Origin of the sequence: Flavobacterium sp. N2550 (assembly GCF_025947265.1) — a bacterium.
Taxonomy (GTDB): Bacteria; Bacteroidota; Bacteroidia; order Flavobacteriales; family Flavobacteriaceae; genus Flavobacterium; species Flavobacterium endophyticum.
In genome coordinates this window covers 2,516,471-2,541,466 of the sequence record NZ_CP110007.1, presented here as the reverse complement: position 1 = coordinate 2,541,466, position 24,996 = coordinate 2,516,471, and the positions used below count along the sequence as shown (strand labels likewise).

At 43.0% G+C, this 24,996-nt stretch carries 23 protein-coding genes; 14 read left to right on the top strand and 9 right to left on the bottom strand.

The window, feature by feature from the left end; all coding sequences use genetic code 11:
* Positions 1-34 precede the first annotated feature (34 nt).
* Both OLM56_RS11220 and OLM56_RS11215 read right to left on the bottom strand, forming a co-directional pair.
* Positions 35-673: a class I SAM-dependent methyltransferase gene (locus OLM56_RS11220; RefSeq protein ID WP_264527028.1), complete on the bottom strand. Its 639-nt coding sequence runs from the start codon at positions 671-673 to the stop codon at positions 35-37.
* 36 nt (positions 674-709) lie between these two features.
* On the bottom strand, positions 710-1,066 hold the full coding sequence (locus OLM56_RS11215) for a winged helix-turn-helix transcriptional regulator (RefSeq protein ID WP_264527027.1): 357 nt from the start codon (positions 1,064-1,066) through the stop codon (positions 710-712).
* Positions 1,067-1,190: 124 nt separating this feature from the next.
* On the opposite strand from OLM56_RS11215, the gene OLM56_RS11210 reads away from it, so the two are divergent.
* Together OLM56_RS11210 and OLM56_RS11205 are read left to right on the top strand one after the other, a co-directional pair.
* On the top strand, positions 1,191-1,985 hold the full coding sequence (locus OLM56_RS11210; protein WP_264527026.1) for an SDR family oxidoreductase: 795 nt from the start codon (positions 1,191-1,193) through the stop codon (positions 1,983-1,985).
* Between the two features lie 20 nt (positions 1,986-2,005).
* Positions 2,006-2,329: a nuclear transport factor 2 family protein gene (locus OLM56_RS11205; RefSeq protein ID WP_264527025.1), complete on the top strand. Its 324-nt coding sequence runs from the start codon at positions 2,006-2,008 to the stop codon at positions 2,327-2,329.
* A gap of 53 nt (positions 2,330-2,382) precedes the next feature.
* Here the strand turns inward: OLM56_RS11205 and OLM56_RS11200 are convergent, their stop codons facing one another.
* Positions 2,383-2,808: a DUF1801 domain-containing protein gene (locus OLM56_RS11200; RefSeq protein WP_220477659.1), complete on the bottom strand. Its 426-nt coding sequence runs from the start codon at positions 2,806-2,808 to the stop codon at positions 2,383-2,385.
* Between the two features lie 161 nt (positions 2,809-2,969).
* On the opposite strand from OLM56_RS11200, the gene OLM56_RS11195 reads away from it, so the two are divergent.
* Complete coding sequence (locus tag OLM56_RS11195) at positions 2,970-3,500, top strand: hypothetical protein (protein ID WP_264527024.1); 531 nt, start codon at positions 2,970-2,972, stop codon at positions 3,498-3,500.
* 48 nt (positions 3,501-3,548) lie between these two features.
* Here OLM56_RS11195 and OLM56_RS11190 read toward each other — a convergent pair whose 3' ends face one another.
* Entirely contained in the window at positions 3,549-4,598 is a 1,050-nt protein-coding gene (locus tag OLM56_RS11190) for a glycosyltransferase family 9 protein (RefSeq protein WP_264527023.1), read from the bottom strand.
* A gap of 231 nt (positions 4,599-4,829) precedes the next feature.
* Positions 4,830-5,732 carry a T9SS type A sorting domain-containing protein gene (locus OLM56_RS11185; RefSeq protein ID WP_264527022.1) on the bottom strand — a complete coding sequence of 301 codons (903 nt, stop codon included), beginning with the start codon at positions 5,730-5,732 and terminating at the stop codon, positions 4,830-4,832.
* A gap of 229 nt (positions 5,733-5,961) precedes the next feature.
* Between OLM56_RS11185 and OLM56_RS11180 the strand changes: the two genes are divergently transcribed.
* Positions 5,962-6,327 (top strand): hypothetical protein, encoded by a 366-nt coding sequence (locus OLM56_RS11180; RefSeq protein ID WP_264527021.1) that lies wholly within the window; start codon positions 5,962-5,964, stop codon positions 6,325-6,327.
* Positions 6,315-7,802, top strand: a complete 1,488-nt coding sequence (locus tag OLM56_RS11175) for a PLP-dependent aminotransferase family protein (protein ID WP_319800562.1) — start codon at positions 6,315-6,317, stop codon at positions 7,800-7,802. Before OLM56_RS11180 ends, OLM56_RS11175 begins: the two co-directional genes overlap by 13 nt.
* A 75-nt stretch (positions 7,803-7,877) precedes the next feature.
* Here OLM56_RS11175 and OLM56_RS11170 read toward each other — a convergent pair whose 3' ends face one another.
* Together OLM56_RS11170 and OLM56_RS11165 are read right to left on the bottom strand one after the other, a co-directional pair.
* A complete protein-coding gene (locus OLM56_RS11170; protein ID WP_264527020.1) occupies positions 7,878-8,603 on the bottom strand; it encodes a LytR/AlgR family response regulator transcription factor in 726 nt (241 codons plus the stop codon).
* On the bottom strand, positions 8,600-9,643 hold the full coding sequence (locus tag OLM56_RS11165; protein WP_264527019.1) for a sensor histidine kinase: 1,044 nt from the start codon (positions 9,641-9,643) through the stop codon (positions 8,600-8,602). Before OLM56_RS11165 ends, OLM56_RS11170 begins: the two co-directional genes overlap by 4 nt.
* A gap of 178 nt (positions 9,644-9,821) precedes the next feature.
* On the opposite strand from OLM56_RS11165, the gene OLM56_RS11160 reads away from it, so the two are divergent.
* The 8 genes from OLM56_RS11160 (at position 9,822) to OLM56_RS11125 (ending at position 20,553) form a co-directional block, all read left to right on the top strand.
* Positions 9,822-12,197: a TonB-dependent receptor domain-containing protein gene (locus OLM56_RS11160; RefSeq protein WP_264527018.1), complete on the top strand. Its 2,376-nt coding sequence runs from the start codon at positions 9,822-9,824 to the stop codon at positions 12,195-12,197.
* 332 nt (positions 12,198-12,529) lie between these two features.
* On the top strand, positions 12,530-14,524 hold the full coding sequence (locus tag OLM56_RS11155; RefSeq protein ID WP_264527017.1) for a tetratricopeptide repeat protein: 1,995 nt from the start codon (positions 12,530-12,532) through the stop codon (positions 14,522-14,524).
* 473 nt (positions 14,525-14,997) lie between these two features.
* A complete protein-coding gene (locus OLM56_RS11150; RefSeq protein WP_264527016.1) occupies positions 14,998-15,360 on the top strand; it encodes a hypothetical protein in 363 nt (120 codons plus the stop codon).
* Positions 15,361-15,470: 110 nt separating this feature from the next.
* On the top strand, positions 15,471-16,304 hold the full coding sequence (locus tag OLM56_RS11145; RefSeq protein WP_264527015.1) for an MbnP family protein: 834 nt from the start codon (positions 15,471-15,473) through the stop codon (positions 16,302-16,304).
* 103 nt (positions 16,305-16,407) lie between these two features.
* The gene (locus OLM56_RS11140) at positions 16,408-17,451 is read left to right on the top strand and encodes a cytochrome-c peroxidase (protein ID WP_264527014.1); all 1,044 of its coding nucleotides are present in this window, start codon (positions 16,408-16,410) and stop codon (positions 17,449-17,451) included.
* 37 nt (positions 17,452-17,488) lie between these two features.
* Entirely contained in the window at positions 17,489-18,448 is a 960-nt protein-coding gene (locus OLM56_RS11135) for a transporter (protein ID WP_264527013.1), read from the top strand.
* Positions 18,449-18,639: 191 nt separating this feature from the next.
* Positions 18,640-19,230, top strand: a complete 591-nt coding sequence (locus OLM56_RS11130) for a TetR/AcrR family transcriptional regulator (protein WP_264527012.1) — start codon at positions 18,640-18,642, stop codon at positions 19,228-19,230.
* Between the two features lie 48 nt (positions 19,231-19,278).
* Complete coding sequence (locus tag OLM56_RS11125; protein WP_264527011.1) at positions 19,279-20,553, top strand: MFS transporter; 1,275 nt, start codon at positions 19,279-19,281, stop codon at positions 20,551-20,553.
* An 80-nt stretch (positions 20,554-20,633) separates the two neighbouring features.
* Here the strand turns inward: OLM56_RS11125 and acnA are convergent, their stop codons facing one another.
* The gene (acnA, locus tag OLM56_RS11120; RefSeq protein WP_264527010.1) at positions 20,634-23,411 is read right to left on the bottom strand and encodes an aconitate hydratase AcnA; all 2,778 of its coding nucleotides are present in this window, start codon (positions 23,409-23,411) and stop codon (positions 20,634-20,636) included.
* A 151-nt stretch (positions 23,412-23,562) separates the two neighbouring features.
* Positions 23,563-24,453: a hypothetical protein gene (locus OLM56_RS11115; RefSeq protein WP_147406614.1), complete on the bottom strand. Its 891-nt coding sequence runs from the start codon at positions 24,451-24,453 to the stop codon at positions 23,563-23,565.
* Between the two features lie 320 nt (positions 24,454-24,773).
* Between OLM56_RS11115 and OLM56_RS11110 the strand changes: the two genes are divergently transcribed.
* Positions 24,774-24,977: a hypothetical protein gene (locus tag OLM56_RS11110; protein WP_264527009.1), complete on the top strand. Its 204-nt coding sequence runs from the start codon at positions 24,774-24,776 to the stop codon at positions 24,975-24,977.
* Positions 24,978-24,996 lie beyond the last annotated feature (19 nt).

Sequence of the window (24,996 nt, the reverse complement as noted above, 5' to 3'; positions counted from 1 at the left end):
AAATCAACAATCTTGAAGGCTTTTTTGCTACGGATTATCTTCTAAGCTGACCCGCTTCTTTCTTGCATTTGATCAAGAAGAACGGCTGGCTTTCCTGAATCTCAGTAATTTCAAACAATCCGGCCTTGCCAAACTCGGCATGGATGGATTCGGTATCATAAAAGAACAGCTGTGCTCCTGCAAAGATTTCATAACGGTCTTTGCTCACAAGAGTTCCCTGTCCATAGGTAGGCGCTTCTTTCGAGATTACCGTAAAGACCATATAGCCATTGTCTTCTAGCTGATTGTAGCAGTCCTGAATCAGCTTTTCTCTTTCGTGCGTATCTAATAGATGGATTAGGGCATAACAAAATATGCCGTCGTATTTGTTGGCATCAAAAGGCATATCGGTTACAGAACCATGGTGGATGACCATATCCGTTCCGTAATGCTTTCTTGCCATTTCGATAGCCGTTTTTGAAATTTCTATTCCGGTTACGGTCATGCCGCTGTCTTTGAAAATCTGGGCATTCCGTCCATAGCCGATTCCAGGTATCAGGAGGTTCTTTACGCCTTTTTCCACAAAGAAATCTTTTGTCGCTACTGCCGATTTAGAAGGCTCAAAGCCCCACATCTCCTGCTTTTCTTCAAAAGCGGTTTCCCAAAACTCTGGCTTTCCAGTTTCGTCTGTCATCTTCCTATTTGCTTACGTGATTCGGCTTGCAATGTACTATAAATTTCTTTTCAAGATAACTTCCCTCAGTCGTTCTTCGTGCTCGTCTCCCCATTGTCCCAAAGTGGCAATAACAGGAATCAAGGTCTTGCCGAATTCGGTAAGGCTGTACTCTACTTTTGGCGGAACCACCGGATAGATCTTTTTTGCAATCAATTCGTGTTCTTCCATTTCTTTAAGCTGCATCGTCAGCACCCTTCGGGAAGCGTCGGGAATTTTGCGCTGCAATTCGCTTGGGCGCTTATGCCCTTCATTAATAAACCATAGCAAACGGACTTTCCATTTGCCATACAGTACCTCGCCTATCAGGTCAAGGCCGCAGTTTAAACTCAACGGGATCTTTCTTTCATACATATTACAAAAATAAACCATTGTCTCAAGCTGTACAATATAGGATAAATTTATCCCTATGCAATTCGTTTTTCCGTACTTGTACAAACTGATTGTATGTCCCAACTTTGCACTAAACAAATGTAAAATGGAACACGAATTTAATTTCAACAACGAGTTGTCAGGCAAGATTGCCTTGGTGACTGGCGGTACAAAAGGTACCGGAAATGCTATTGCAAAACGACTGCTGCAAGCAGGCGCAACGGTAATCATCACGGCGAGAAATGCGCCCGAAACAGCAAACGAAAACCTGCATTTTATTTCGGCAGACCTGAGCAAGCCTGAAGGAACGCAAAAGGTGGTAAACGAAGTTTTAGGAAAATACGGCAGGCTCGATATTCTTGTAAACAACCTAGGCAGCTCCGAAACACCGAGCGGCGGTTTTGCCGTATTGGATGACGAGGCTTGGGAAAGTACGATACAAGCAAATCTGCTTGCTCCTGTGCGCCTAGACAGAAAGTTTTTGCCGCAAATGATCGAACGCAAAGGCGGCGTTATTATCCACATTGCTAGCATACAGGGCAAATTGCCTTTGTATGATTCTACTTTGCCTTATGCAGCGGCAAAAGCAGGATTGATAAACTATAGCAAAGGATTGTCTAACGAAGTTGCGCCAAAAGGCGTCCGCGTATTGACCGTATCGCCAGGCTGGATCATGACGACAGCATCAACAAGAATGATAGAACGGATTTCGGCAAGTTCCAATCGATCTATAGAAGAAGCCGCGCAAAGCGTAATGGACGCACTTGGAGGCATTCCTTACGGCAGGCCAGCACAGCCAGAAGAAGTAGCAGAACTTGTCGGTTTTTTAGTTTCGCCGCGAGCGAGCTATCTGACCGGAACCGAATACATCATTGATGGCGGTACCCTCCCGACAATTTAATAACTCTAAAAAATAAAATCATGAATTTACCCAATAGTATCCTTGAATTAGTAAAGGCGCAAAACAACTTCGATAGTATCGCCTATGCCAACTGTTTTGCAGAAACAGCTACCGTTTTAGATGAAGGCAGGGCGTATACTGGAACAATTGAAATTGAGAAATGGATTGCCGAAGCGAACCAGAAATATAAAGCCGTCATGAAACCGATCGGCTATACGGAAGCAGGCAGCTCAAGTATTCTGACAACAGAAGTTTCAGGCACATTTGAAGGAAGTCCGCTTATCCTGAATTATCATTTTGAGATTATCGACGGGCTGATCCAGTCGTTGGAAGTAACAGCTTAAGAAAATGCGAATCCGAATGCTTGCTCTTTCGCTCTTCGCATTCTATGCTGCTTTTACTTTTTATCCAAAGAAGCGGCAATCATTCCTTTCAGTACATCCAAATCAACATCGGCTAGCTTGTTGATGTAAAGACAGCCTACGCCTGTCTTATGCTTGCCGAGTTTTTTAAGAGCCTCGGCATGTTCTGCTATGCCCACGCTGATGTATAGAGACAGATTGGCCTTGCGCGGCGAAAAGCCTATCTTGAGCCAATCTACTTCTCTTCCTGTGGCAGCGCTCTTGTATCTTTTAGTACCAAACCCGATGAGGGAACTGCCCCATAAGACAGGTTCTTCTCCACTCGCCTCTTTCATCATTTCTAAAATCACAAAACTATCTTTTCGCTTTTGCTCCTCCGGAATCGTATTGATAAAATCTTCTACGCTTGCCACAGTTGGTTTGGTCTTGATTTCTGCCAATTTTGATTTTTTCTCAGCCATCGTACATCGTATTTGGGTTGTTTTCTGTAGTATCCAGCGCAAGAGCCGCTCGTTTTTGTAAAGATAAGAATATGCCGATTGTTATTTTGAACATCCTAAAAAATTTAGTAACTTCACTATACCATCCCCCTTTGATTTAGAATACGCAAAAGGAAAAGATTATGGAAAAACTAAATAAGGCCGTTCTTTTTTTGATGATCACGCTCACGTTCTTTTCCTGCGGCAAGCAGAAAGCAGCTGATTTCAGAAAGGCCATCCTACAAGAAAAACAGATTTCACGCATTCTCATTCACGAAAAAGGCTCCGAATCGCGCAAGCTGGACTACCTCATCCAGCACGATTTCAACAAAGCTTTGTCTGTGGTAGACACGCAGGAAACGGAATTTGACGCCATCATCAAACAGATTGAAGCACTCCAGCCGGATGATCTGGCTATGGGACAGCAGCTGAAGCAGACAGCAGCGGGCTATTACAAATCCTTAAAAGAGCTGCACTTGTACTCCAGGCAAGAAATAGCACAGGAAATAACAATCAAAAACGCCAAAGGCAAACAGCTGGATAAGGAATTAGACCGCTTACTCGAGCTTTCTAAAGAAAAACGAAAGCTGTACCAAAACGTGTATGATGCAGAACGGCTATTTTCGGATGCCATGCGCAAATTCAATGAAGCGAATGATCTGGATCCGGCCTAGTTTAGGCAGCGTACCGATTTATATTATTAGGAGAGACTTATCCCTTCTCTAACCGATACGGCTCCTGATAAGAGCAAGGCATGCCTCAATTCCTATCTCCTCTGTTTTGACTCCTAGGCTATTATTGCCATAAGGCTGGTACGTAGTACTATCCGTAACCGAAAAAAATCCTATCGTTGGCGTATGCACCGAACTTGCCAAATGCATGATACCGCTGTCTGCCCCTACAAAAACATCGGTATTGGCTATGACAGCACCAATTTCCCGTACATCCTTGCTATAGAATGCCGGAGCTTGGAAAGAAATCTGCGAGACCTTTTCGATAGGCAGTATTTCAAGAATATTGCACTCCGGAAATGCTTGCTTTAGGGCCTCGTAAAATTGAGCCCACCAATCGCACGAATAACATTTATGTCCGGTCGCATACGTAAAGAGGGCGATGGTCTTCTTGCCGTCTCCGACTATATTTTGTACGATGCCTTTGCCTTTCTCCAACTCAGCAGTGCTTAATTTAAGATCGAGCAACGGAACCGCCCCGCTTCGTTCCGGAAGGCCGCAATGCAGCAAGAAATCACGGAAATAATAGACCGGAAACTTGGCCATATGCTGCGCGTTTTCATACCGAGAAGCAATCAAGCCTCCTTCGTCATTGCCAAACAGCTTGTACTTTCCTCTGGCAATCCAAGTGGCCAGCCTTCCTGACGAGGAATAGCTGACAACATTGATAATCAGGTCGTAGCGCGTCCTGCGAATGGCCGTCCATTTTTGAAAGTACTTAAAAAGGCTCTTGAAGGGCTTCTTGGGCAGCTTGATCGTATGATCGATAGCGTCATAATTCTCGAAAAGTATCGGAGCCAGATTTCCTTTTACCATAAGGTCGATCTTGCAGTTTGGAAAAACGGCTGTGATTTCCTGCACCAGCGGCGTGACCAAGAGCAGGTTTCCCAAACGTCCGTTAGGCCTGCAGATCAACACTTTTTCGATCTTGATGTTTTCAGGAGTCTCCTTTATTTTAGGATAGCTGCAGCTCCCGATATTTTTGGTAAGACCTTTCATAAAAGCCCTGCGCCTGCGGTTTATTTTTTTTAGAATACCCATGTCTGTCTCATTGAGAACCTTATAAGTTATTACATATTTATGGCCTGCACGATAAGCCAAAACAGCGGTTGTAATATCTTAAATTCTTATTGCAGCAAGTCTCTGTTTATATAATTAAATTGTTAACTTATTTCGAGCCTGAACCAAGCTTTTTGAAAAGAAACCAATCCGCATAAAAAAATCCCGCTGCTTTCGCAAAGGGATTTCGTATTTCAAGAGGTTGGTAAAACCTTATTGCTTTACAAATCGTTTAGTAGCGGCCGTACCGTCTTCCATACGAAGTTTTAGGAGATACACACCCGAAGCCAGATCGTCTACCGACACTTTGTTTTGTTCTACGGCTGCCGAGCGTACCAGCTGTCCGGTCAGGGTATAAATTTCGCCGACAGCAGCCTTATCTTCAGATCCGATAAAAAGATTGTCGGTTACTGGATTTGGATATATCGCAATACGGTTCGCCAAACCATGCTCATCAACTCCTAACGTAATGCCGTTCAAGACAATCTGCGGACGCGTTCTTTTGGCTTGCACCGAAGTAGCTGTCGTAGTTCCCGTATAGCTTAGAGGCGGATTTAACGGATCGGCATTCTCCGCTGCCTGATCCGTCCTGATCATTAACGACGTTACATCTGTTGTCGCAGCAGCTTGATAGAATTTTATCGTATTTCCGTCATCGCCCGCTTTGTTGGCATCTACCGTAATCACCAAGTTATCCGTTCCATTATAAGCAAACGGCGTGTCAAACGTAAACCTAAGCGTGGTACCCGTCAGCGTAAAAGAACCGTTGGTCAGTACGTGCGAATGGCTGGCCACGCTAATCCAGTCCGCACCGGAAGCGCCGACTACAGGATTGTAGGAAGCTCTTGAGGTATGGCCTACCCACACATCAATCATCGTATTGGTATTGGCCAGCGAACCGGTAGTGTTTAGCATGAAATCAATCGAAGTAATCGTTCCTGCCGTGCCGATTTCAGAAGCAAAATAAATAGTCTGTGATAATGAAGTCGAATAATAAATCGAGATAGGCGTCGTGAGTCCCGCATTGCTGTCTACAAGAGTCCCCGAACCGATCGGAACCTGCCCAAAAGAGAATGTGCTTGCTGTAAGTGCAAATAAAAGTAAAGTTTTTCTCATAATTTATAATTTTATTGTTAATATGATATAAATATAACATAATATATAGAATAATTTATCTATAAAGGCAATAAGTATCCTAATAACTTATGATGCCGATAAAGTAGTAACCAATCAACTGCCTCACTGCAGTTGTAGCCTCTTATCTGTACCCATTAAAAAACATATTTCTGTATCTGTAACCAAAGCTGTCGTCTTCCTAACTTTACTAAACCAAATACGTACAGTCATGGAAACCTCTTTAGAATACCAAGAAACACTGCAATTTGCACAAGTGTATATTACCGACATGGAAGCGCTGAAAAAAATCTTTCTTCAAGCCTTCCCGCTAGAACACGATATTACCGCTGCTTTCGGCGTGCCTTTCTTGCTGGCCAAAAAAGAAGATCGCATTGTTGCCTTTGCGAGCCTCGTGCTCAATGCCAAGGAAGCAATCGATTTTGAGGTATACAATAGTCCTGATATGAATGCAGACGAAAAAGGAATCTTCGTATCTTTCGTGTCCCGCTACCTCAAAGAAAAAGGCACCGGCAATTATAGCGATCCAGAACAATTAAAAGACAGTATCTGCAGGGTATTGAAATGGCTCAACTAAGCCCAGATGCCCAACGCACAAGCACATCCTATTATCGCCCAAAAAACAACAAGCCCATGCAGCGCAAGGAAACACTCTACCTGAAAATAGCCAAGATTATCGAAGAACAGATCCAGAACGAGACGCTGCTTCTGGGCGACAAGCTGCCATCGATACGCAGCGTGCAAAAGCTCCATAATGTCAGCATCAATACCGCCAAGCAAGCCTACCTCGAGCTCGAAAGTCGCTCGCTGATTGAATCGCGTCCCAAGACAGGCTATTACGTCAGCAAGACCTCACAGCGAAAGCTGGCCCTGCCCTCTGTTACGGCTATAGCCGATGCTGGAAAAGGCAAAACCCCAGAAGACCTTATCAGCAAGGTCTACGATACTATTGCCAAGCCTGATGTGACCCAATTTGCCTTGGGACTGCCGGGCAGGAATTTCTTGCCATTAGCCAAACTCAACAAAGGAGTCATCAAGGCCATACGCAGCCGAAGCGACAGCGGTACCGACTTAGAACCGGTGCAAGGCAGCGAGCACCTGCGCCGTGAAATCGCCAAATGGTCGCTGGTCTTAGAAGGCAAAGTAACCGAAGACGACCTTGTCATCACTTCGGGCGCCATGAACGCCATCTATCACGCCCTGATGGCGGTTACCAAGCCCGGCGACTCGGTGGCCATAGAAAGCCCGGCTTATTTTGGCATCTTGCAGGCCATAAAGCTGCTCGGACTGAAAGCCGTAGAGCTACCGACCCATCCCGTTTATGGCATCGATCTGGATGCCTTAAAAAAAGTACTGCCTGCGATCTCGGCATGCTGCTTCGTGACCAATTTCAACAATCCGATGGGTTTCCAGATGCCCGACGAAAATAAAAAAGAACTCGTGCGGCTCATCACCGCCTATAATGTCCCGCTGATTGAAGACGACATCTACGGCAACCTTTATTTTGGAGCCGAACGCCCCAAACCCTGCAAGTTTTATGACGAAGCAGGACTGGTGCTCTGGGCCGGATCGGTTTCTAAGACCCTAGCGCCCGGCTACCGCGTAGGCTGGATTGCTCCTGGGCAATTCAAAGACAAGATCATACGCCAAAAGCTCGTGCAGACCGTATGCAATCCGTCGCTCTATTCCGACGTCATTGCCGATTTTCTGGAACACGGACGTTATGACCACCACCTGCGTATGTTCCGCAATAAGCTTTATGCTAACTACCTGCAGTTCCAGCGTGCCGTAGAAACCTATTTCCCCGACAATACCAAAATCTCCCAGCCCAAGGGTGGCTTTATGCTGTGGCTGGAACTGGACAAGAGAATCTGCACCGAAGACCTGTATGATGCCGCCGGAGCCATGAATATCAATTTTGCGCCTGGCAGGATGTTCTCCCAGCACAACCAATACAACAACTGCATGCGCCTTAATTATGCGATGGAATGGAACGACCGCGCAGAAGAAGGTTTGCAGAAGCTCGGCAAGCTCGTAAAAAACAGTATTTAAGTTGCAATACCTCTTTTAAAAACAAAAAGCCTCCCAAAAAGGAGGCTTTTATACTTTTGAAGTTTATACGAATGATCATAAAAAACTCTTAACCCAATCCTGAAATTTGATTTTGTAAGTTTCACCGATAGGAACAATCTTATTTTGAATAAATACCCGGTTGCGTTCTATGGTTTCAATCTGATCGAGCCGAATGATATAGGATTTGTGTACCCGCATGAAAGAAGGTACTGGCAGTTTTGCTTCAAATTCTTTCAAGGTGTCCAGCACGATTAGTTTTTCGTTTTTTAGATGCAAATACAGATAATCCTTTAGGCCTTCTACCAGCAGCAAGTCGTTCAGGTTTATTTTTACCAGCTTGCCATCGGTTTTTATGAATAAAAACTCATCCTGCTTTTCTTCTGTTTTAGCCAATACTTCTACGGCTGGAGCCGGCTTTTCTTGAGAAAGGGATTCTATTTTCTGTATGCATTTATAAAAACGGTCAAAGGAAATCGGCTTTAATAAATAATCCACCACATTATGCTCATAGCCTTTCAGGGCATACTCGCTATAGGCCGACGTGATTACAAATTTTGTCTTGTTACCCAACATTTCCATCATCTGCAGGCCCGTAAGTTCTGGCATCTGTATGTCGATAAATAAGACATCGATAGTGGTTTGGGCAATGAGTTCTAGTATCTCAAACGGATTGGTTGTCGCTTTTACCAATTCAAAACTTGAAATTTTCTCTACATATTTTGACAACAGAGCCACTGCCATAGGTTCATCGTCTAGGATTGCACAGCGGATGATTCTCATAGTTTGATATCTAATTTTACGTAATACATATTTTCTTTTGTGGTAATGTCTAATGAATGCCTGTCAGGAAAATACAACTGCAATCGTTTCTTTATATTTTCGATGCCAATGCCCGACTGATGGTCTTTTTTATAATTGCTGATGCTGTTTTGTGTCTGCAAAATTAGATGATTTTTATTTTGCGTCAGCTCGATAGTAAATTCCTGTCCCGGATTGTTCAGGATACCGTGCTTAAAGCCGTTTTCTACAAACGGAATCAGTAACAAGGGCGGGATGCGACATTCCGGATTTTCGATATTTTTCTTGAAAACCACTTGCGCGTCACCCGAAATTCGCATCGATTCTAAAGCAATAAAGTCATCTATATAGGCTACTTCGCGTTGCAATGCAATAGTTTCGTTCTGGCTTTCATACGTCATATACCGCATCAGCCCGCTCAATTGCTCTACAGCCGGAAGCGCTTTTTCTGATTTTTCGAATATCAGGTAATAAATATTATTCAGGGTATTAAATATAAAATGCGGATTGATCTGCGATTTCAGGAAATTGATTTCTGTCTCGCGTTTGCTCTCCAATAAAACAATCTGCTCTTTTTGCAGGCGCAGCATGTTTACAATAAACCATAAGACAGAAGAAGCCATGATCGGGCGGCTGCCATAATAGAGATTGTCATAGATATAATACGCAATTGTTGCATCGTTGGAATAATTATGGAAGCCAAGCCATGTGTCGTACAAAACCTCCTCTATCAAATATCGCATTCCGATAAAAATAACAAACAGGCCCAAAAACGATAGTATGATTCGTTTTACATTTTTCACATCAAAAAACTTGGGCATAAAGACTAAGTAATTCAAATAAAAAATAAAAATATAGATTGTTGTAAAAGAGTAGGTCAATGCATTTCCCGGAGTTTTAAAATCGAAAGACAGTATCGGGAAACTGAATGTATTTTGTTCAGGGTCAAATACAGCCAAATCTTGCATTATATAGTACATCCAAAATAACAGATGCAGTAAAATCACATATTTTTTCTTCATGGTTTGGGCTATTTTTTTAAAGTGGAAAAGTAGCGCATTACGGAATACTAAAAAACTTTTTTTCGACAAACACCTGTTTTTCTCCGACCAACCTATTGGTCGGATTTTTTATCGCGCTGGTCGAAATAAAAAAAATAAAAACAGTAAAAGTCGAAGATTTGCTGAAAAATAATACACCATGAAAACACCAGCACATTTTTTAATTTGGATCACATTTTTAATTACTACTTCTCTTTTTGCACAGACGCATGAAGTAAAAGGCATAGCGCAAGCCAACGGCGGGTCGGCAGCATTTTATGATGTCTTATTAATAGCCAAAGATACTATTAAAGGCAAGACTGCCGAAAACGGTTCTTTTGCCTTAAAAGCACAAACAGGCGATTACCGCTTAGAAATTTTATATTTTGATAAAGCGGTGCACAAGCAAGAGCTGGCAGTAAAAAACGATATCGATTTAGGAGTGATTTCCTTTGAAAGCAACACCAAGCTGGACGAGGTAGTAATCGAGGCTCCTAAAAAACTGATGGAACGCAAAGCAGACCGATTTATTTATCATGTAGCCAATGCGACTTCATCTACAGGAGGTACAGCTATAGATGCCCTTAGAACCACGCCGGGTGTTACCGTAACACAAGAAAGCATCAGTATTTCGGGTAAAAATTCGGTTATGGTTTTAATCGACGACAAGCCTACTTATATGGGACAGGCGGAACTGATGAATTATCTCGAAAGTATCAGCGCCTCCAATTTGGCAAAAATTGAAGTGATTACTACGCCGCCAGCCAAATATCAGGCCGAAGGCAACAGCGGTATCATCAATATAGTTACTAAAAAAGTTAAGAAAGACAGCTGGAATGCTTTAGCAGGCGGAGCGTATCAGCGTGGACGAAGAAATACGCAGCAGTACAATACGGCATTCAACCTGCAAAAGAATAAGCTGACATTAAGAAGCTCTCTTTCTACAGGAATACGACGCTCTTTAATCAATTGGGACAATGATATTTATTATCCAGATGCTTTTTGGAAGAATGAGAGCGGCTCTGACGGTAAAAATCGTTATGTAAACGGACAATTGTCTCTGGATTATCAGCTGACAAAACAATGGACGATTGGTACCAAAGTTTCTTCCTATGCTTCTAAGTTTACCGATTCGCAGCCACAGCTTACGACTCTTTTTGATCAAAAAGGAGGCAATATCCAGCAGTTTATGAAGAATAATGCGGCCTCAAACGATAAGACTTATCAGCAGATTTACAATATATACTCAGAATATAAATTGGATACTTTGGGCAAAAAAGTGATGGTGGATGTTGATTTTGTAAACTACCACACGCCAACTTTCAATGAATATGCCTACGCAAACTATACGCCGGCAAACGAACTGATTGCCAACTCTGAGCATGCAGGTATCAATGATGTAGACATCAAAATACAAAATCTATCCGTCAAAGTAGATTTCGAATTGCCAACCAAAATAGCTGATTTTACGGCTGGCGCCCGATTTTCCAATTCAAAATCAGACAACCTGATTAATGCCTTTAAGCAAGACGAAAATGGCGAAATGGTATACGATACCAACCTGTCGAATTATTTCGAATACACTGAAAAGAATGAAGCACTTTATATTTCGGGAAGCAAAAAGTTCAATGAAAAATGGAATATCCAGTTAGGCCTACGCTTAGAAGCTACCCAAACGGATGGATTTTCGAGAGAAGCCAATAATCGCCATACCAATGATTACCTGAAATTGTTTCCTACAGTGTATGTACTGCATCAGTTTACAGAAGAAAAAAGTCTTGGGTTCAATTATTCGCGCCGCATCCGCCGTCCGAGCTACGAAAGCCTGAATCCTTTCCGTACGATCAACAACGAATTTAGCTACAATGAAGGAAACCCGTTTTTGAAGCCGTCATTTACGCATAATTTTGAAGTGACCTTTACGTATAAGACATTCGATTCCCGAATCGGTTTTTCAAGCATGAAAGATGGCGTAAACCAAGCTTCTATATTAAATCCGGATACAAAACAGAACAATTATATCTGGATGAATTATGTCAACGAAGACATGCTTAGCTTTACGCAGAGTTATACGGCAAAACCGACACCGTGGTGGACCAGCGTGAACAATCTTAATTTCAGCTACTCCGAATCAGACATTGTCGTTTCTGACAAAAGGAATAAGGGAACCTCTACGTCTTTTTTCTCAACCAATGATTTTACATTAAATAAAAACAAGACGTTTTTCATGAGCCTTAGCTATTTCCAGAATTTTGGGGAAACGTTCCAGAATTCAAGCTTAAAACCGTATGCCAAATTTTATGCTACGGTAAAATACCAGATGCTTGATAAAAAATTAGAACTGGGCATTAGCGGAACCGATATCTTTAACGGACGTGAATATTCAAAACAGAAAATGTATGGGGTAACCCAGGAATTTAAAAATGTTTGGGACACGCAACGCATACGTTTTTCATTGACGTACCGTTTTGGCAACAGCAATCTTAAGACGAAAGAACGCCAGTCGGGCAATTCTGAGGAATTGAACAGATTGTAAAGAGCTATTCATTTTGATAACTAAACCCCTTTGTACAGAAGGGGTTTTTCGTTACGTTTCTTGCGCCCATTTTCTTTATAACCGAAGGTGAAAGATCTATTCGCAGATATTGCCTTTCATTTATCCTATCAATTAATTACTTTTACCTCCGTTTTTTATTAACCACAACCCCCACATTTATGTTAAACCGCAGGCCTTTAGTACCTTTTCTACTCCTTTTCTTTAGCATCCTCCCTATTTATTCCCAAAATAAAACAATTGATTCGATAGAAACGATATTAGCCAATCGCAAGATTAGTGATACGACACGCATTAATACAATTATTGCGGGTATGGATAACACAATCATGTTGAGCAAACCTCATGTGGCCTACTTCAATCAGTTGCTTCCTGTTTTTACTAAAGGATTGGCAATGCCGAAACTTCACCCAAAAGTAAAGCGAAAATACCAATTTGCTGCGGGTGTGTATTACTACAATACCGCAAAAAAAGAAACAAGTGAGGGCAACAAAAATGCGCCAATCCACTTTGATGAAGCTATAAAGTATTGGAAAGAGTCAAAAGACTACAAGCCTATGGCATTAGCAATAGTTGGTAAAGGTGCGTACTACCGCCATATTGCCGACTGGCCAAATACGTTCAAATACTTTTTTGAAGCATTAAAATTCTACGAAAGCATTAATAATGAAAACGGAATATCAACCGTAAATATGGAAATAGGAACCGCTTGTATAGCCCAGCAAGACTGGAATAAAGCTATTGTTCATCTAAAAAAAGCATTGCCCTATTTTGATGTCCCAGAGTCAGAATTAAGAAAATCAGACCGCCATAGTTTAGCGGTAATCCATAATAACATAGGCACATCTTATACCCGTCTTAAAAACTTTACCGAAGCCCATAACCATTTTCTAAAAGCGTACTACTATATCAAAAAGAATAAAGATCCGCAGGCAGAATCGATAATTTTAGTACAATTGGCTCAATCCTCCAGTGAATTGGGAAAACCAGCGGAGTCGGAAGATTATTTAAAAAGAGCCTTAGAGTTATGCAATGATGACATTTCAAAACAAGGAGTATACGGGAGTGCTGCACGCATTAATTACAAAAATAAAAACTATGATAAAGCGGCAGAGTATGGTGAGTTAAGCTACAGCCTGGCAAAAAAAAATAAAAACATCAATTCGCAGTCGGGTATCACTTCCCTGCTATACAAAATTTATAAAGAGAGCGGACAGTATGAAAAATCATTAAAAATGCATGAGGCGAACATCGTAATAAAAGATTCTACAAATTTAGAAGCCTCAAAAAACGAATTGGCGCAGCAGGAACTCAAATACCAATTTGAGAAAAAAGAACTGCAGCAAAAAATACTCCAGCAAAAGAAATTAGCGGCAGTTACACTGGAACAGCAAAAGAAAGTGACAGCCGTCAAGCTCGAAGCCCAAAAGAAAGCGGCTCTAGAAACCTCAAAAAACAAATTAGCCCAACAACAGTTAGTCTATGATTTTGAAAAAAAACAGCTGAACCAGAAACTCGCTCAAGGTAAAAAAGTAGCCGCCATCAAGCTAGATTCTGAAAAGAAAACGGCCGTTAAAAATAACTGGCTGATTGCCGTTTCTTCTGTATTCCTGCTTTTTTTGCTCGGTGCTTATTTCTACTACCGAAACAATAAGCAGAAACAAGCCATTACGGTTTTAGAAAAAAACCAAATCAAGCAAAAGCTGCTCATCACCCAGATGAACCCCCATTTTATATTCAATTCGGTACAGAACATCGAAAGCCTGATCGATAACAAGCAGAACGACGAAGCGGTGGTTTATCTGGGCAAATTTTCAAAACTGACAAGGCAAATACTTGAAAACTCCAATGAAAACTACATATCGCTAGAAGAAGAACTAGAAATGATTGAAAACTACCTTTCTATCCAGCAGCTGCTCTATGAGAACAAATTCAAATTTACGATTCTGGTAGAAAAAGAAATCGATACCGAATCGATATTCTTGCCGCCGATGTTAGCCCAGCCGTTTATTGAAAACGCCATCAAGCACGGACTGAGCAACACTTTGGAAAATGGAAAAATTGCTATTCATTTCTATCTGAAAGAAAACAAGCTGTTTTTTGAAGTAACAGATAACGGCAAAGGTTTTGGTACTAGCACCCAATCAAGCAATCACAAATCGCTAGCCATGACCATTACCAAAGAACGCTTGGTTTCGTACACCAAAAACAAAGATTTTATAGTGCAGACCGATAATCTGATCGCCTCAAACGGAATGATTGAAGGTGCCAAAGTTGTTTTTGAGATTCCTTATATTTACGAAAGTTAGAACCCGCAAAGTTTATAAAGAGAACTTTATGAGAGTTAACAATTTCCTATTTCCTTTATTAGGTATAGGCTTCTTATTCACTCTCCTAAAGTTCTTATAAGTACTTCTTAAGTTCTTATAGGCTCTGCTCAACTTCTTATAGGCTCTGCTCAAGTTCTTATTGGCACTGCTCAAGTTCTTATATGCTCTACTCAACTTCTTATAGGCTCCGCTCAACTTCTTATATGCACTGCTCAAGTTCTTATATGCTCTGCTCAAGTTCTTATAGGCTCTGCTCAACTTCTTATATGCACTGCTCAAGTTCTTATATTCACTGCTCAAGTTCTTATATTCACTGCTCAACTTCTTATTGGCATCCCTCAACTTGAAACTGAACGATTTGATGCTTTATAATTGTAAAAATTATCCTCTTTTTAGTCGCTACATCTTGCCGTTTTTTGAATTCGTTTCCGTAAATTCGCAGGGTGAAAAAAATGGCATCCATATTTGCATTGTTTATGCTCCTGAAGCCCGTGCTTCCTGTGATTGAGTATGCTATTGATTACGACTACATAGCAACCGTACTCTGCATCAACAAGGACAAGCCGGAGTTGAAGTGTAACGGAAAATGCCACCTGATGAAGGAACTTGCCAAATCCTCTCAAGAAGACGGTGAACAGTCTCACGAAAAAAGAGCGGCAGCCTCAGAAAGCCACATTTTGTTTTTTGAAGAAATCGTAGATTTCGGGCTCGAAGCTCAAGTATTTCCATTGGCAGATCGTAGTCGCTACATCTTCTATCCAAACCTCTACAGCCATCTGGATAGCAGATCGATCTTCCGTCCTCCCCTTTCTTAAATTTCCATACGATTTGCAGAAATGCTGCGATAGCAGCCCGTTTCTGAACGCTGTACTCCGAAACCCATTCCGGAGCAGCCTCATCCTATAACAAATTTAAAAAATACATCATGAAATCACGCTTAAAAAACATAGCGGGCCTTCTTGCCCTATCCCTATTTATCAACTCGTGCAGCAGCGACGATAACGGCTCGGCTCCTGCCGACGGAACGTCTGGCGACGTAGAACTGTTCTTCGACAACGGCGTTGCCGGAGATGCCCTGACGCTCGGAAATTCCTATACCAATTCCAACGGAGAGACTCTTGTCTTTGAACGCTTCACCTATATCGTAAGCAACTTTGTATTGATAAAAGAAGACGGCTCTGAGTTTACCTACCCTAAAAACGAAAGCTATTTTATCATCAACGAAGAAACCGGACAGTTTACGGTGCACCTAGAGAACGTGCCTGCTGGCGATTATAAAAAGATCAAGTTTGGTATCGGCGTTGACCAGCAGCGCTACCTGCAAGGCGAAACCGCACAGCAGAGCTTCTGGGACCTTGCCTTTGCCAATAACATGACCTGGACATGGTCTACAGGATACCGCTTTATCAACTGCCAGGGTACTTTTACCGTAGACCCTGCTCATGGCAGCGATACTACATCAAGAGGCTTTATGATTCACCAAGGCAGCAACACGGCTACAGACAACTATAGAGAAGTAGTCTTGAACCTGCCGACTACGGCACGCGTGAGAGAAGGAGAAATGCCAAACATCCACCTAAAATCAGATGCCAACATTATTCTTGACGGCGACACCAAGATCGAGCTGCACCACAACCTGAACGGTGCCGGAACCGCAGCAAGCATCATGGCGGGCGAAAACCTTATCACGATTGCCAACAACACTAAAAAGATGTTCACTGTAGACCACGTGCATAACGGAGCGGGGACGCACCACTAGGCAAAAACAAAATGCTTTTATAAGGAACCAGCCTAGATGATTTTAGGCTGGCTGTCCTTTAGCATGCACAATCCGGAAACCTTCCGGCCCTAAAACTTTACCAATGAAAAAAATAGTATATTTTCTCAGTATCCTATCGGTACTCTCGTGCCAAGACGATAACGGCGAATACATCGAGATCGACCAGCCCTTAGATTTTATCATTCCGGCTAATTTTCCAGAACCCGTACAAGACATCAGCTACAATGCCCCGACCCAAAAGGGATTCGAGCTCGGCAGGAAGCTTTTTTACGACGGCAGGCTGTCTAGAGACGGAACTGTTTCCTGCTCCTTCTGCCACGAACAGGCTTCTGCGTTTACGCACCACGGACATGATTTCAGCCACGGCGTCGACAACCTCGAAGGACTCCGCAACGCGCCTGCCGTACAGAACATGGCGTTCCAAGGCGAATACTTTTATGACGGCGCTTCCAGCAGCCTAGAGATGCTCTCTATCGTGCCGATACACAATCCGGTAGAAATGGACGAAAACCTCGAAAGCATCGTGCTCAAGCTCAAGCAAGACCCTGTGTATGTAAAGCTCTTTAGCCAAGCCTTCGCCAACAAAGAAGTCAGCTCCGGCAACATGCTCAAGGCATTGGGCCAGTTTATGACAATGATGGTTTCTGCCAATTCACGCTACGACAAATACGTCCGCAACGAAGCTGGCGGCACGCTCAGTACCCAACAACTGCAAGGACGCGCGCTCTTTCAGACGAACTGCGCCACCTGCCATGCGACCGACCTTTTCACCGATAACAAGTTCCGCAACAACGGCCTGCCGCCGAATCCCAACCTGAACGACCTCGGCAGGGAAACAGTTACCGGATTTGCTTATGACCGCTACAAGTTTAAAGTACCCAGCCTAAGAAACGTAGCATTGACTGCGCCTTATATGCACGATGGCCGTTTCGGCTCCCTACAGTCGGTATTGAATTTTTACGCTTCGGGAGTACAAAACACGCAGAATCTCGACCCTTTGCTACAGCAGCATCCTACGCTCGGAATTCCTTTGAACCAGCAGGAAAAAGAAGCCATCATTGCTTTCTTGAAGACATTGACCGACGAAGAATTCGTCAGCAATCCCCTATTCTACTTTCGAACCTAAAAACCCGAAAGCCTTTTTTAATTCATAAGACAAACAGATGAAAAAAATAATTCTTACGCTCGCAGTCTCAATCCTTGCCCTGAATGCAGCCGAGGCAAGTAGCGAAAAAGATTCGATTGACAATCCGTTCCGCAGATACGTCGCCCTGCTGGAAGAAGACTGCGATGCCTGCGGCTGCTCGGCCAATGGCGGAAGCATGGGATTCAGTTCTATGCTCAACAGCAATTTCGTCGGCATACGCTACATCCACCAAAGCTACAAGAGTCGCGACGGCGTCTTTAACAACTCTCCGTGGATTGACGAGAATTTCAATACCGCACAGCTCTGGGCTCGAGTGCCTATTACAGAGCGGATTGAAGTCATGGCCTTAGTCCCGTACCATTTCAACAACCGCGAAAAAGCCACGGGCAAAGAAAACATCGACGGGCTGGGCGACATTACCCTGATGGGCTTCTATACCCTTTTCGGAACCAAGAGCGACAGCGCTACGGTGTTCCATAAATTCCAGCTCGGTGCCGGAGTAAAAGCCCCTACGGGAAAATACGACAGCGCCAATAACGGCAGTATTAATCCGAGCTTCCAGCTGGGTACTGGTAGCTGGGATTATACACTCGCTTCGGAATATACGGTCAAAAAGAACAACCTCGGACTAAACGCCACGGTCAACTATGTCTTCAAGACAGAGAACGAAAAGAACTACCAGTTTGGCAACCAATTCAATTATGCCGCGACCCTGTTCTACAGCACAAAGATTGACAATCTGGACATCGTGCCCCAATTAGGACTGGCAGGAGAAAAATACGACGAGAACAAAGACCACGGCGAAGACGTGCCACTGACCGCCGGAGACATCCTCTTCGGAAAGATGGGCGTCGAGCTAGGACTCCAGAAATTCTCTCTCGGCCTAAGCACCATGCTGCCCATCAACCAAAACCTTACCGGCGGAAGAGTCGAAGCCAACTACAGATGGTCGCTCAACCTCAACTATTCGCTCTAAGAAGAACTGTCCCGTCTAGCTGTCGACGCTATTCTGTCGACAGCTATGCACGGGCTTTTTATTTTAGATTTTTGATTTTAGATTTTTCCCTTCCAACTTTCAACTATCAACTATCAACTCTCCCCTATCCACTACAAAAATAATTTTCCAACCATTTCATAAGTGAATGAATATTCATTTATATTTGCACCATGAGAATCAGGGACGAGGAAAAGACAAAGCTAGTCAAGGAAAAAGCAATCGAACTTATCGTTACGCATGGTCTTGAAGGCTTTAGTATGAACAAGTTAGCCAAAGCCTGCAGCATATCCGTAGCTACGCTGTACATCTATTACAAAGACCGCGACGACCTCATCATTACGATTGCAGTTGAAGAAGGAAACAAAATGGGTACTGCCATGATTGCCGATTTTGACCCCGAAATGTCTTTAGAAGAAGGCTTGCGGAAACAATGGGAAAACCGCTGTAACTATTCCATCAACAATCCGATGATGTCGCTCTTTTTCGACCAGCTCCGCAGCTCTTCCTACCAGCAAGAATTCCTGGCTTCCTTTCTGAAGGAATTCAAGACCGTAGTAGGCAAGTTCATGCACAACATCATCCAAAGAGGAGAAATCGACAAAATGCCTTTTGAAGTCTATTGGTCTATCGCCTTTTCCCCGCTGTATAACCTTATCCGTTTCCACAACGAAGGAAAAAGCATGGGCGGCAGGCCTTTCAAGCTCACCGATGAAATTTTATGGCAGACGTTTGATCTCGCATTAAAAGCCCTTAAGAAATAATACCGTTACTCGCCAAGAATCCATTACTAATCATCAATTCATCAAAAAATGAACGAACAACAATCCATGCCCTTTACAGGCTATCAAAAATTTGTAATCTTTATACTGGCCATAACGCAGTTTACGGTCATACTCGATTTTATGGTCATGTCGCCCCTAGGCGATATGCTGATGAAATCCCTAGACCTAAAACCGTCTGCCTTTGGTGTTGCCGTATCGGCCTATGCCTTTAGCGCCGGACTCTCCGGACTGCTGACTGCTGGCTTTGCCGATAAGTTTGACCGAAAAAAGCTGCTGCTTTTCTTCTACATCGGATTTATAGGAGGCACCATCTTTTGCGGTCTTGCAGAAAGCTATGCCGTATTGGTAGCCGCCCGTATCATTACCGGACTCTTCGGCGGCGTTATCGGCTCTATTTCTATGGCTATCATCACTGACCTGTTTGCCCTGCAGCAGCGCGGCCGCGTCATGGGATTCATCCAAATGGGCTTTGGCGCAAGCCAGGTTCTAGGCGTGCCTATAGGCATCTATATCGCAACGCTCTGGAAATGGGAAGCTCCGTTTTGGATGGTAGCCATCCTTAGCATATTTATTGCTATTGCCATAGCTATTTACCTGAAACCGCTTACGGCACATCTTGCGCTGCAGCATGACAGGTCCGCGTTCGCCCACTTGTGGCATACCGTTTCCAAACGCGACTACCGTATCGCCTTTACGGCCACTGCCCTGCTTTCAATCGGAGGTTTTATGATGATGCCTTTCGGAAGTGCCTTTGCCGTCAACAACCTCGGCGTGAATTACAACCAGCTGACTATGCTGCTTATGGTTTCTGGCATCAGCTCTCTGGTCGTGATGCCGATAATCGGAAAGCTGAGCGACAAAGTCAACAAGTTTACCATATTCGCTGCAGCTTCTGTCTGGATGATGATTATCTGCGTGATCTATACCAACCTAGGCGTCACGCCGCTGCTCATCGTTATGGCCTTGAATATCATGATGATGATCGGGATCATGAGCCGTATGATTCCTTCATCGGCATTGACCAGCGCCGTACCCGAAATGTCAGACCGTGGTGCATTTATGAGCATCAACTCTTCCTTGCAGCAGATTGCGGGCGGTATTGCCGCAGCAGTCGCAGGGATGATTGTTACGCAGAAAAGCAAAGGCAGTCCGCTAGAACATTACAATACCGTAGGTTATGTGATTGTCGTCATTTCGATCATCAGTATCATCTTGATGTGGCGTGTCTACAAGCTAACCATCAAAAAGCCGCATTATAGCAAAGTAGAGCCTGCTGCTGCAGAAATTAATGAGATGCTGTAAAGCGATATTCTAAATAATAAACTAAAAAAGCGAAAAGATAACTACTATCTTTTCGCTTTTCTTTTTCTCAAAACAATGCATTATGATTTCTGCAAGAACTGGCGCAGTACATACTGCAAGATGCCCTCGTTCCTGTAATATTCGATTTCGATCTTAGAGTCCAATCGGGCAATAGCCTTAAACTGTATCTTCTCGCCGTTTTTTCGCAGTGCCGTAACTTCTACTTCTTTTAGAGGCTTGATGTCTTCCGCAATGCCCGTTATCGTAAATTGCTCGCTGCCTGTGAGTCCGAGGCTTTCTGCATTCTCACCGTCCTTATACTGCAAAGGCAGCACGCCCATTCCCACTAAATTGCTTCTGTGGATTCTTTCATAGCTTTCGGCCAATACGGCTTTTACACCCAACAAGAACGTTCCTTTTGCTGCCCAGTCTCTCGAAGAACCGCTGCCGTATTCTTTTCCAGCCAATATCACCAAAGGTATCTTAGCTTCTCTATACTTCACCGAAGCATCGTATACGCTCATTTCTTCGCCAGTCGGCAAATATTTGGTATAGCCGCCTTCGCGATCTGCCAGCCTGTTTTTGATACGCACGTTGGCAAAAGTACCTCGAATCATTACTTCATCATGCCCACGGCGGGAACCATAGGAGTTAAAATCTGCTTTTTCTACCCCTCGACTCAACAGGTACTTTCCTGCTGCAGACTGTTCGCCATACGAACCCGCAGGCGAAATATGGTCGGTCGTGATACTGTCGCCTAAAGACAGCAGCACGTTGGCATTCTCAATATCTCTTAAAGGCTGCGGATGCTCTGGCAGGTTCTTAAAGAAAGGAGCCTCTTTTATATAGGTCGACTGCTCGTCCCACACATATATTTTCTCATTAGGAACTTCCAGATTCTGCCATATCGCGTTTCCTTCAAAAATAGTCCCGTAGCTGTTGGCAAACTGTTTCGGAGAAAGCACCGAGCTCATGATCGTATTGATCTCGTCATCGCTAGGCCAGATATCTTTTAAATAAACTGGCTGCTGGTTCGGGTCATAGCTGATTGGCTCATTCAATAAGTCGATATCGACACGCCCTGCTATCGCATACGCAACGACCAGCATCGGCGACATCAGGAAGTTCATTTTAATCTGCGGATGTATTCTCGCCTCAAAATTTCGGTTCCCTGAAAGTACCGAAGCCATAACCAAGTCATGTTCGTCAATCGCCTTGGCAATATGCGCCGGAAGCGGTCCCGAGTTTCCGATACAGGAAGTACAGCCGTATCCTACGATATGGAATTTCATCGACTGCAGGTCGTCCAATAAATCAGCCTTGATCAAGTAATCGGTCACGACCTTAGAACCGGGTGCTAAAGAAGTCTTTACCCAAGGTTTTACATTCAGTCCGTGCTCTCTCGCCTTGCGCGCTACCAGCCCTGCACCGATCATCACATACGGGTTGGACGTATTCGTACAGGATGTTATCGCCGCTATAACGACCGCGCCGTCTGAAAGCATAAACTGTTCCTGTCCGACGGTGACGGTAACGATTTTCATCCCGTCTTCAATTTTCCCTTCAATTTTTGTATCCGGTACCATCGTCGTCTCAGTCTTCATAGGCAGCGAGCTTCCTCCTTCGGCAAACCAGCGCGTCAGCTGTTCCTGCGGCTTGATGTATTTGCGTCCGAAAGACTGGTGCAGAACGTCGGCAAAGGTGGCCGGAAAGTTTTTGAGCAGTATCTTATCTTGAGGTCTTTTCGGACCTGAAACTGTCGGTTCTATCGTTGAAAGATTTAATTCTAAAATATGCGTATAGGTAATCGACTCATTGCCCGTACGCCATAACAGGTTAGCTTTGCAGTAGTCTTCTACCAGCTTTACTTGTTCTTCAGAACGGTTTGTCATGCGCATGTATTCCAGCGTCTTGTCGTCTATAGGGAAATAGGTAACCGTACAACCAAATTCAGGCGACATATTGCCTATGGTTGCCCTGTCGGGAACTGAAAGATTGTCCAATCCCGGACCGAAAACTTCTACAAACTTTCCTACGACGCCATACTTACGCAGCAATTCAGCAATAGTCAATACCATATCTGTTGCTGTAGAGCCTAGCGGGATTTTTCCCGTCAGGCGCAAGCCTATTACTTCTGGCATGATAAAATAAATCGGCTGACCTAAAATGGCGGCCTCGGCTTCTATTCCTCCGACACCCCAAGCAATAACGCCTATTCCGTTGACCATCGGCGTATGGCTGTCGGTTCCGACCAACGTATCCGGAAAGATCTCGCCGTTGCGCTCAATGACTCCTTTTGACAAATATTCAAGATTTACTTGATGGCAGATGCCCATACCCGGTGGAACGACGCTGAAATTACTAAACGACTGCTGTGCCCATTTTAAGAATTGGTAGCGTTCTTTATTGCGCTTGTATTCTTCATCCATATTGCGTTCATAGGAATATTCCGTGCCAAAATAATCGACCTGTACTGAATGGTCAATAACCAAATCTACAGGAATCAGAGGATTTATCTCGTCTGGATTTTTCCCTTTTCGCGCTATTTCTGCCCTAAGCGAAGCAATATCTACAACCGCGGGAACGCCTGTAAAATCCTGCATCAGCACGCGTGCAGGCTTAAAAGGAATGTCTTTATCAGAAGCTTCCGGCTTCCAATTGAGCAGAGTTTCTATGTTTTCGCGCGTTATCGCGAAGTCATCAAAATTACGAAGTGTATTCTCTAGCAGTATTCTTATAGAAAATGGCATCTTTTCGATATTGTATCCCTGCTTCTCCATTTCCGGTAAGCTGTAGTACGTAAAAGTGCCATTTTTTGTAGTCAGTAGTTTTTTGATCTGATAAATGTCGTTTGTCATAGTCCGCAAGTATTAGTTGATAGCAATGACATAAAGGTAAGGGTTATCAGCGAAATAGCAATAGCTTGATATGTTGATTTTTATGAGCCTTTACGCCTTTATATTTTCTACGGCAGTAGTATGACTCATTTGCTATAAACTTGGCATCAAACTACTCTGTGTATTTATTAATTATAAGATCAGTAGCAACTTTCAAGTATTCATGATTTTCTGGATGATAACCAGGACCATTAAAAAATTCTACATCACCATTAGTCTTCTCATACCAAATTCCCGGTTTTCTTTTGGAATAATGAATTCTTTTGGCTTCTAAAGGTTTCAGTTTTCTCAATTTAAACTGCTGTGGATCCATCGGAATTTTAGTGTTCACTATACCAAATGATTCCGAAGAACAATCGACAGCTTCGTAATGATCTCCTCTCCATTCCATACAGTCTTTTTCTTCTTGCTGTGACATCATAAATATGCCTCCAATAATAAAAATTGCCAACACAAAATAGACAGACCATTTTTTTCTTATCAAAAAACCACTTGAATGATTATGCCCAAGATTATTATTGGAATCTATCAAATAGTTCGGCATAATAACATCATCTATTATTTCAATCGGTTCATTCTGAAGTTCAATATGCGCTTTCTTTTTTACTTTGGAATCTTCTGTCCTTTTTCCATCATTATAACTTCTTGAATACTTTGATAATGGTCTTTGCTTAAAATCAACTAAAATTGCTGCCATATCGGCTGCATCTATCTTAGCTAGGTCAGTTTCTCCCTTAAAAAAAGTTTCAATAGGCCTAAACTTGTCTTTGACTTTATTCAGTTTGTTACCTCCTAAAGCTGTCGGACTAAAATCAAATCCTAAGAAAATAGAGAAGCTCTTCAAGTCATTGATATCTGAATTATTCTTGAAAATCTCCCAACACAAATCTTTTAATTGTCCGCGAGATGGATTGATTAAAAAACTAGAATACATACCGTTTTTTTCTTCTTCATACTTTGCCTTTATGGCTTTTTTATACTCTTCTAAAATATCTTTTTTCATAAACTGAGGGGGATTTATAAGGAACTTTTGGGAGTCTTGTGGCATTGCGGGAATTACAGGAATTCCTTATAAATGCTAGGCAAAAAACAAACTTCCTTTGCTTCAGAATTAGTTCTTGTTCTATTCGCGATAGAAACAAATGTACAAAACTACTTCTGCAACAGTAATGCGGAAAACCGTAAAAATAATTATCCGGGAAGTATAATTCATTTTTATAGTTCAAGCTTACTGCACTTCCCATAACACTTTGGCCTGCCATAAAAACATTCAGAAAGATCTGGACAGGCAGGCCCATGTTTAATCCTTAATCTTATTTAAAAATGAAAAAAATACTTTTATTTGCTGTTATAGCAGCAATGGGCTCTGCCGTAGTTTCTTGTTCTTCTGATGACAATGAAATTAAAGATACTAGTTTAAATTATCCAGTAGCTGCAAGAGATACGCTCCAGCCTCCTGGAACTGGAACTGGCGATGGTCCAGGTGATGATCCGATTATCATCACTCCACCACCAAAAAAACCATGATTAAATAGGTAATTTATAA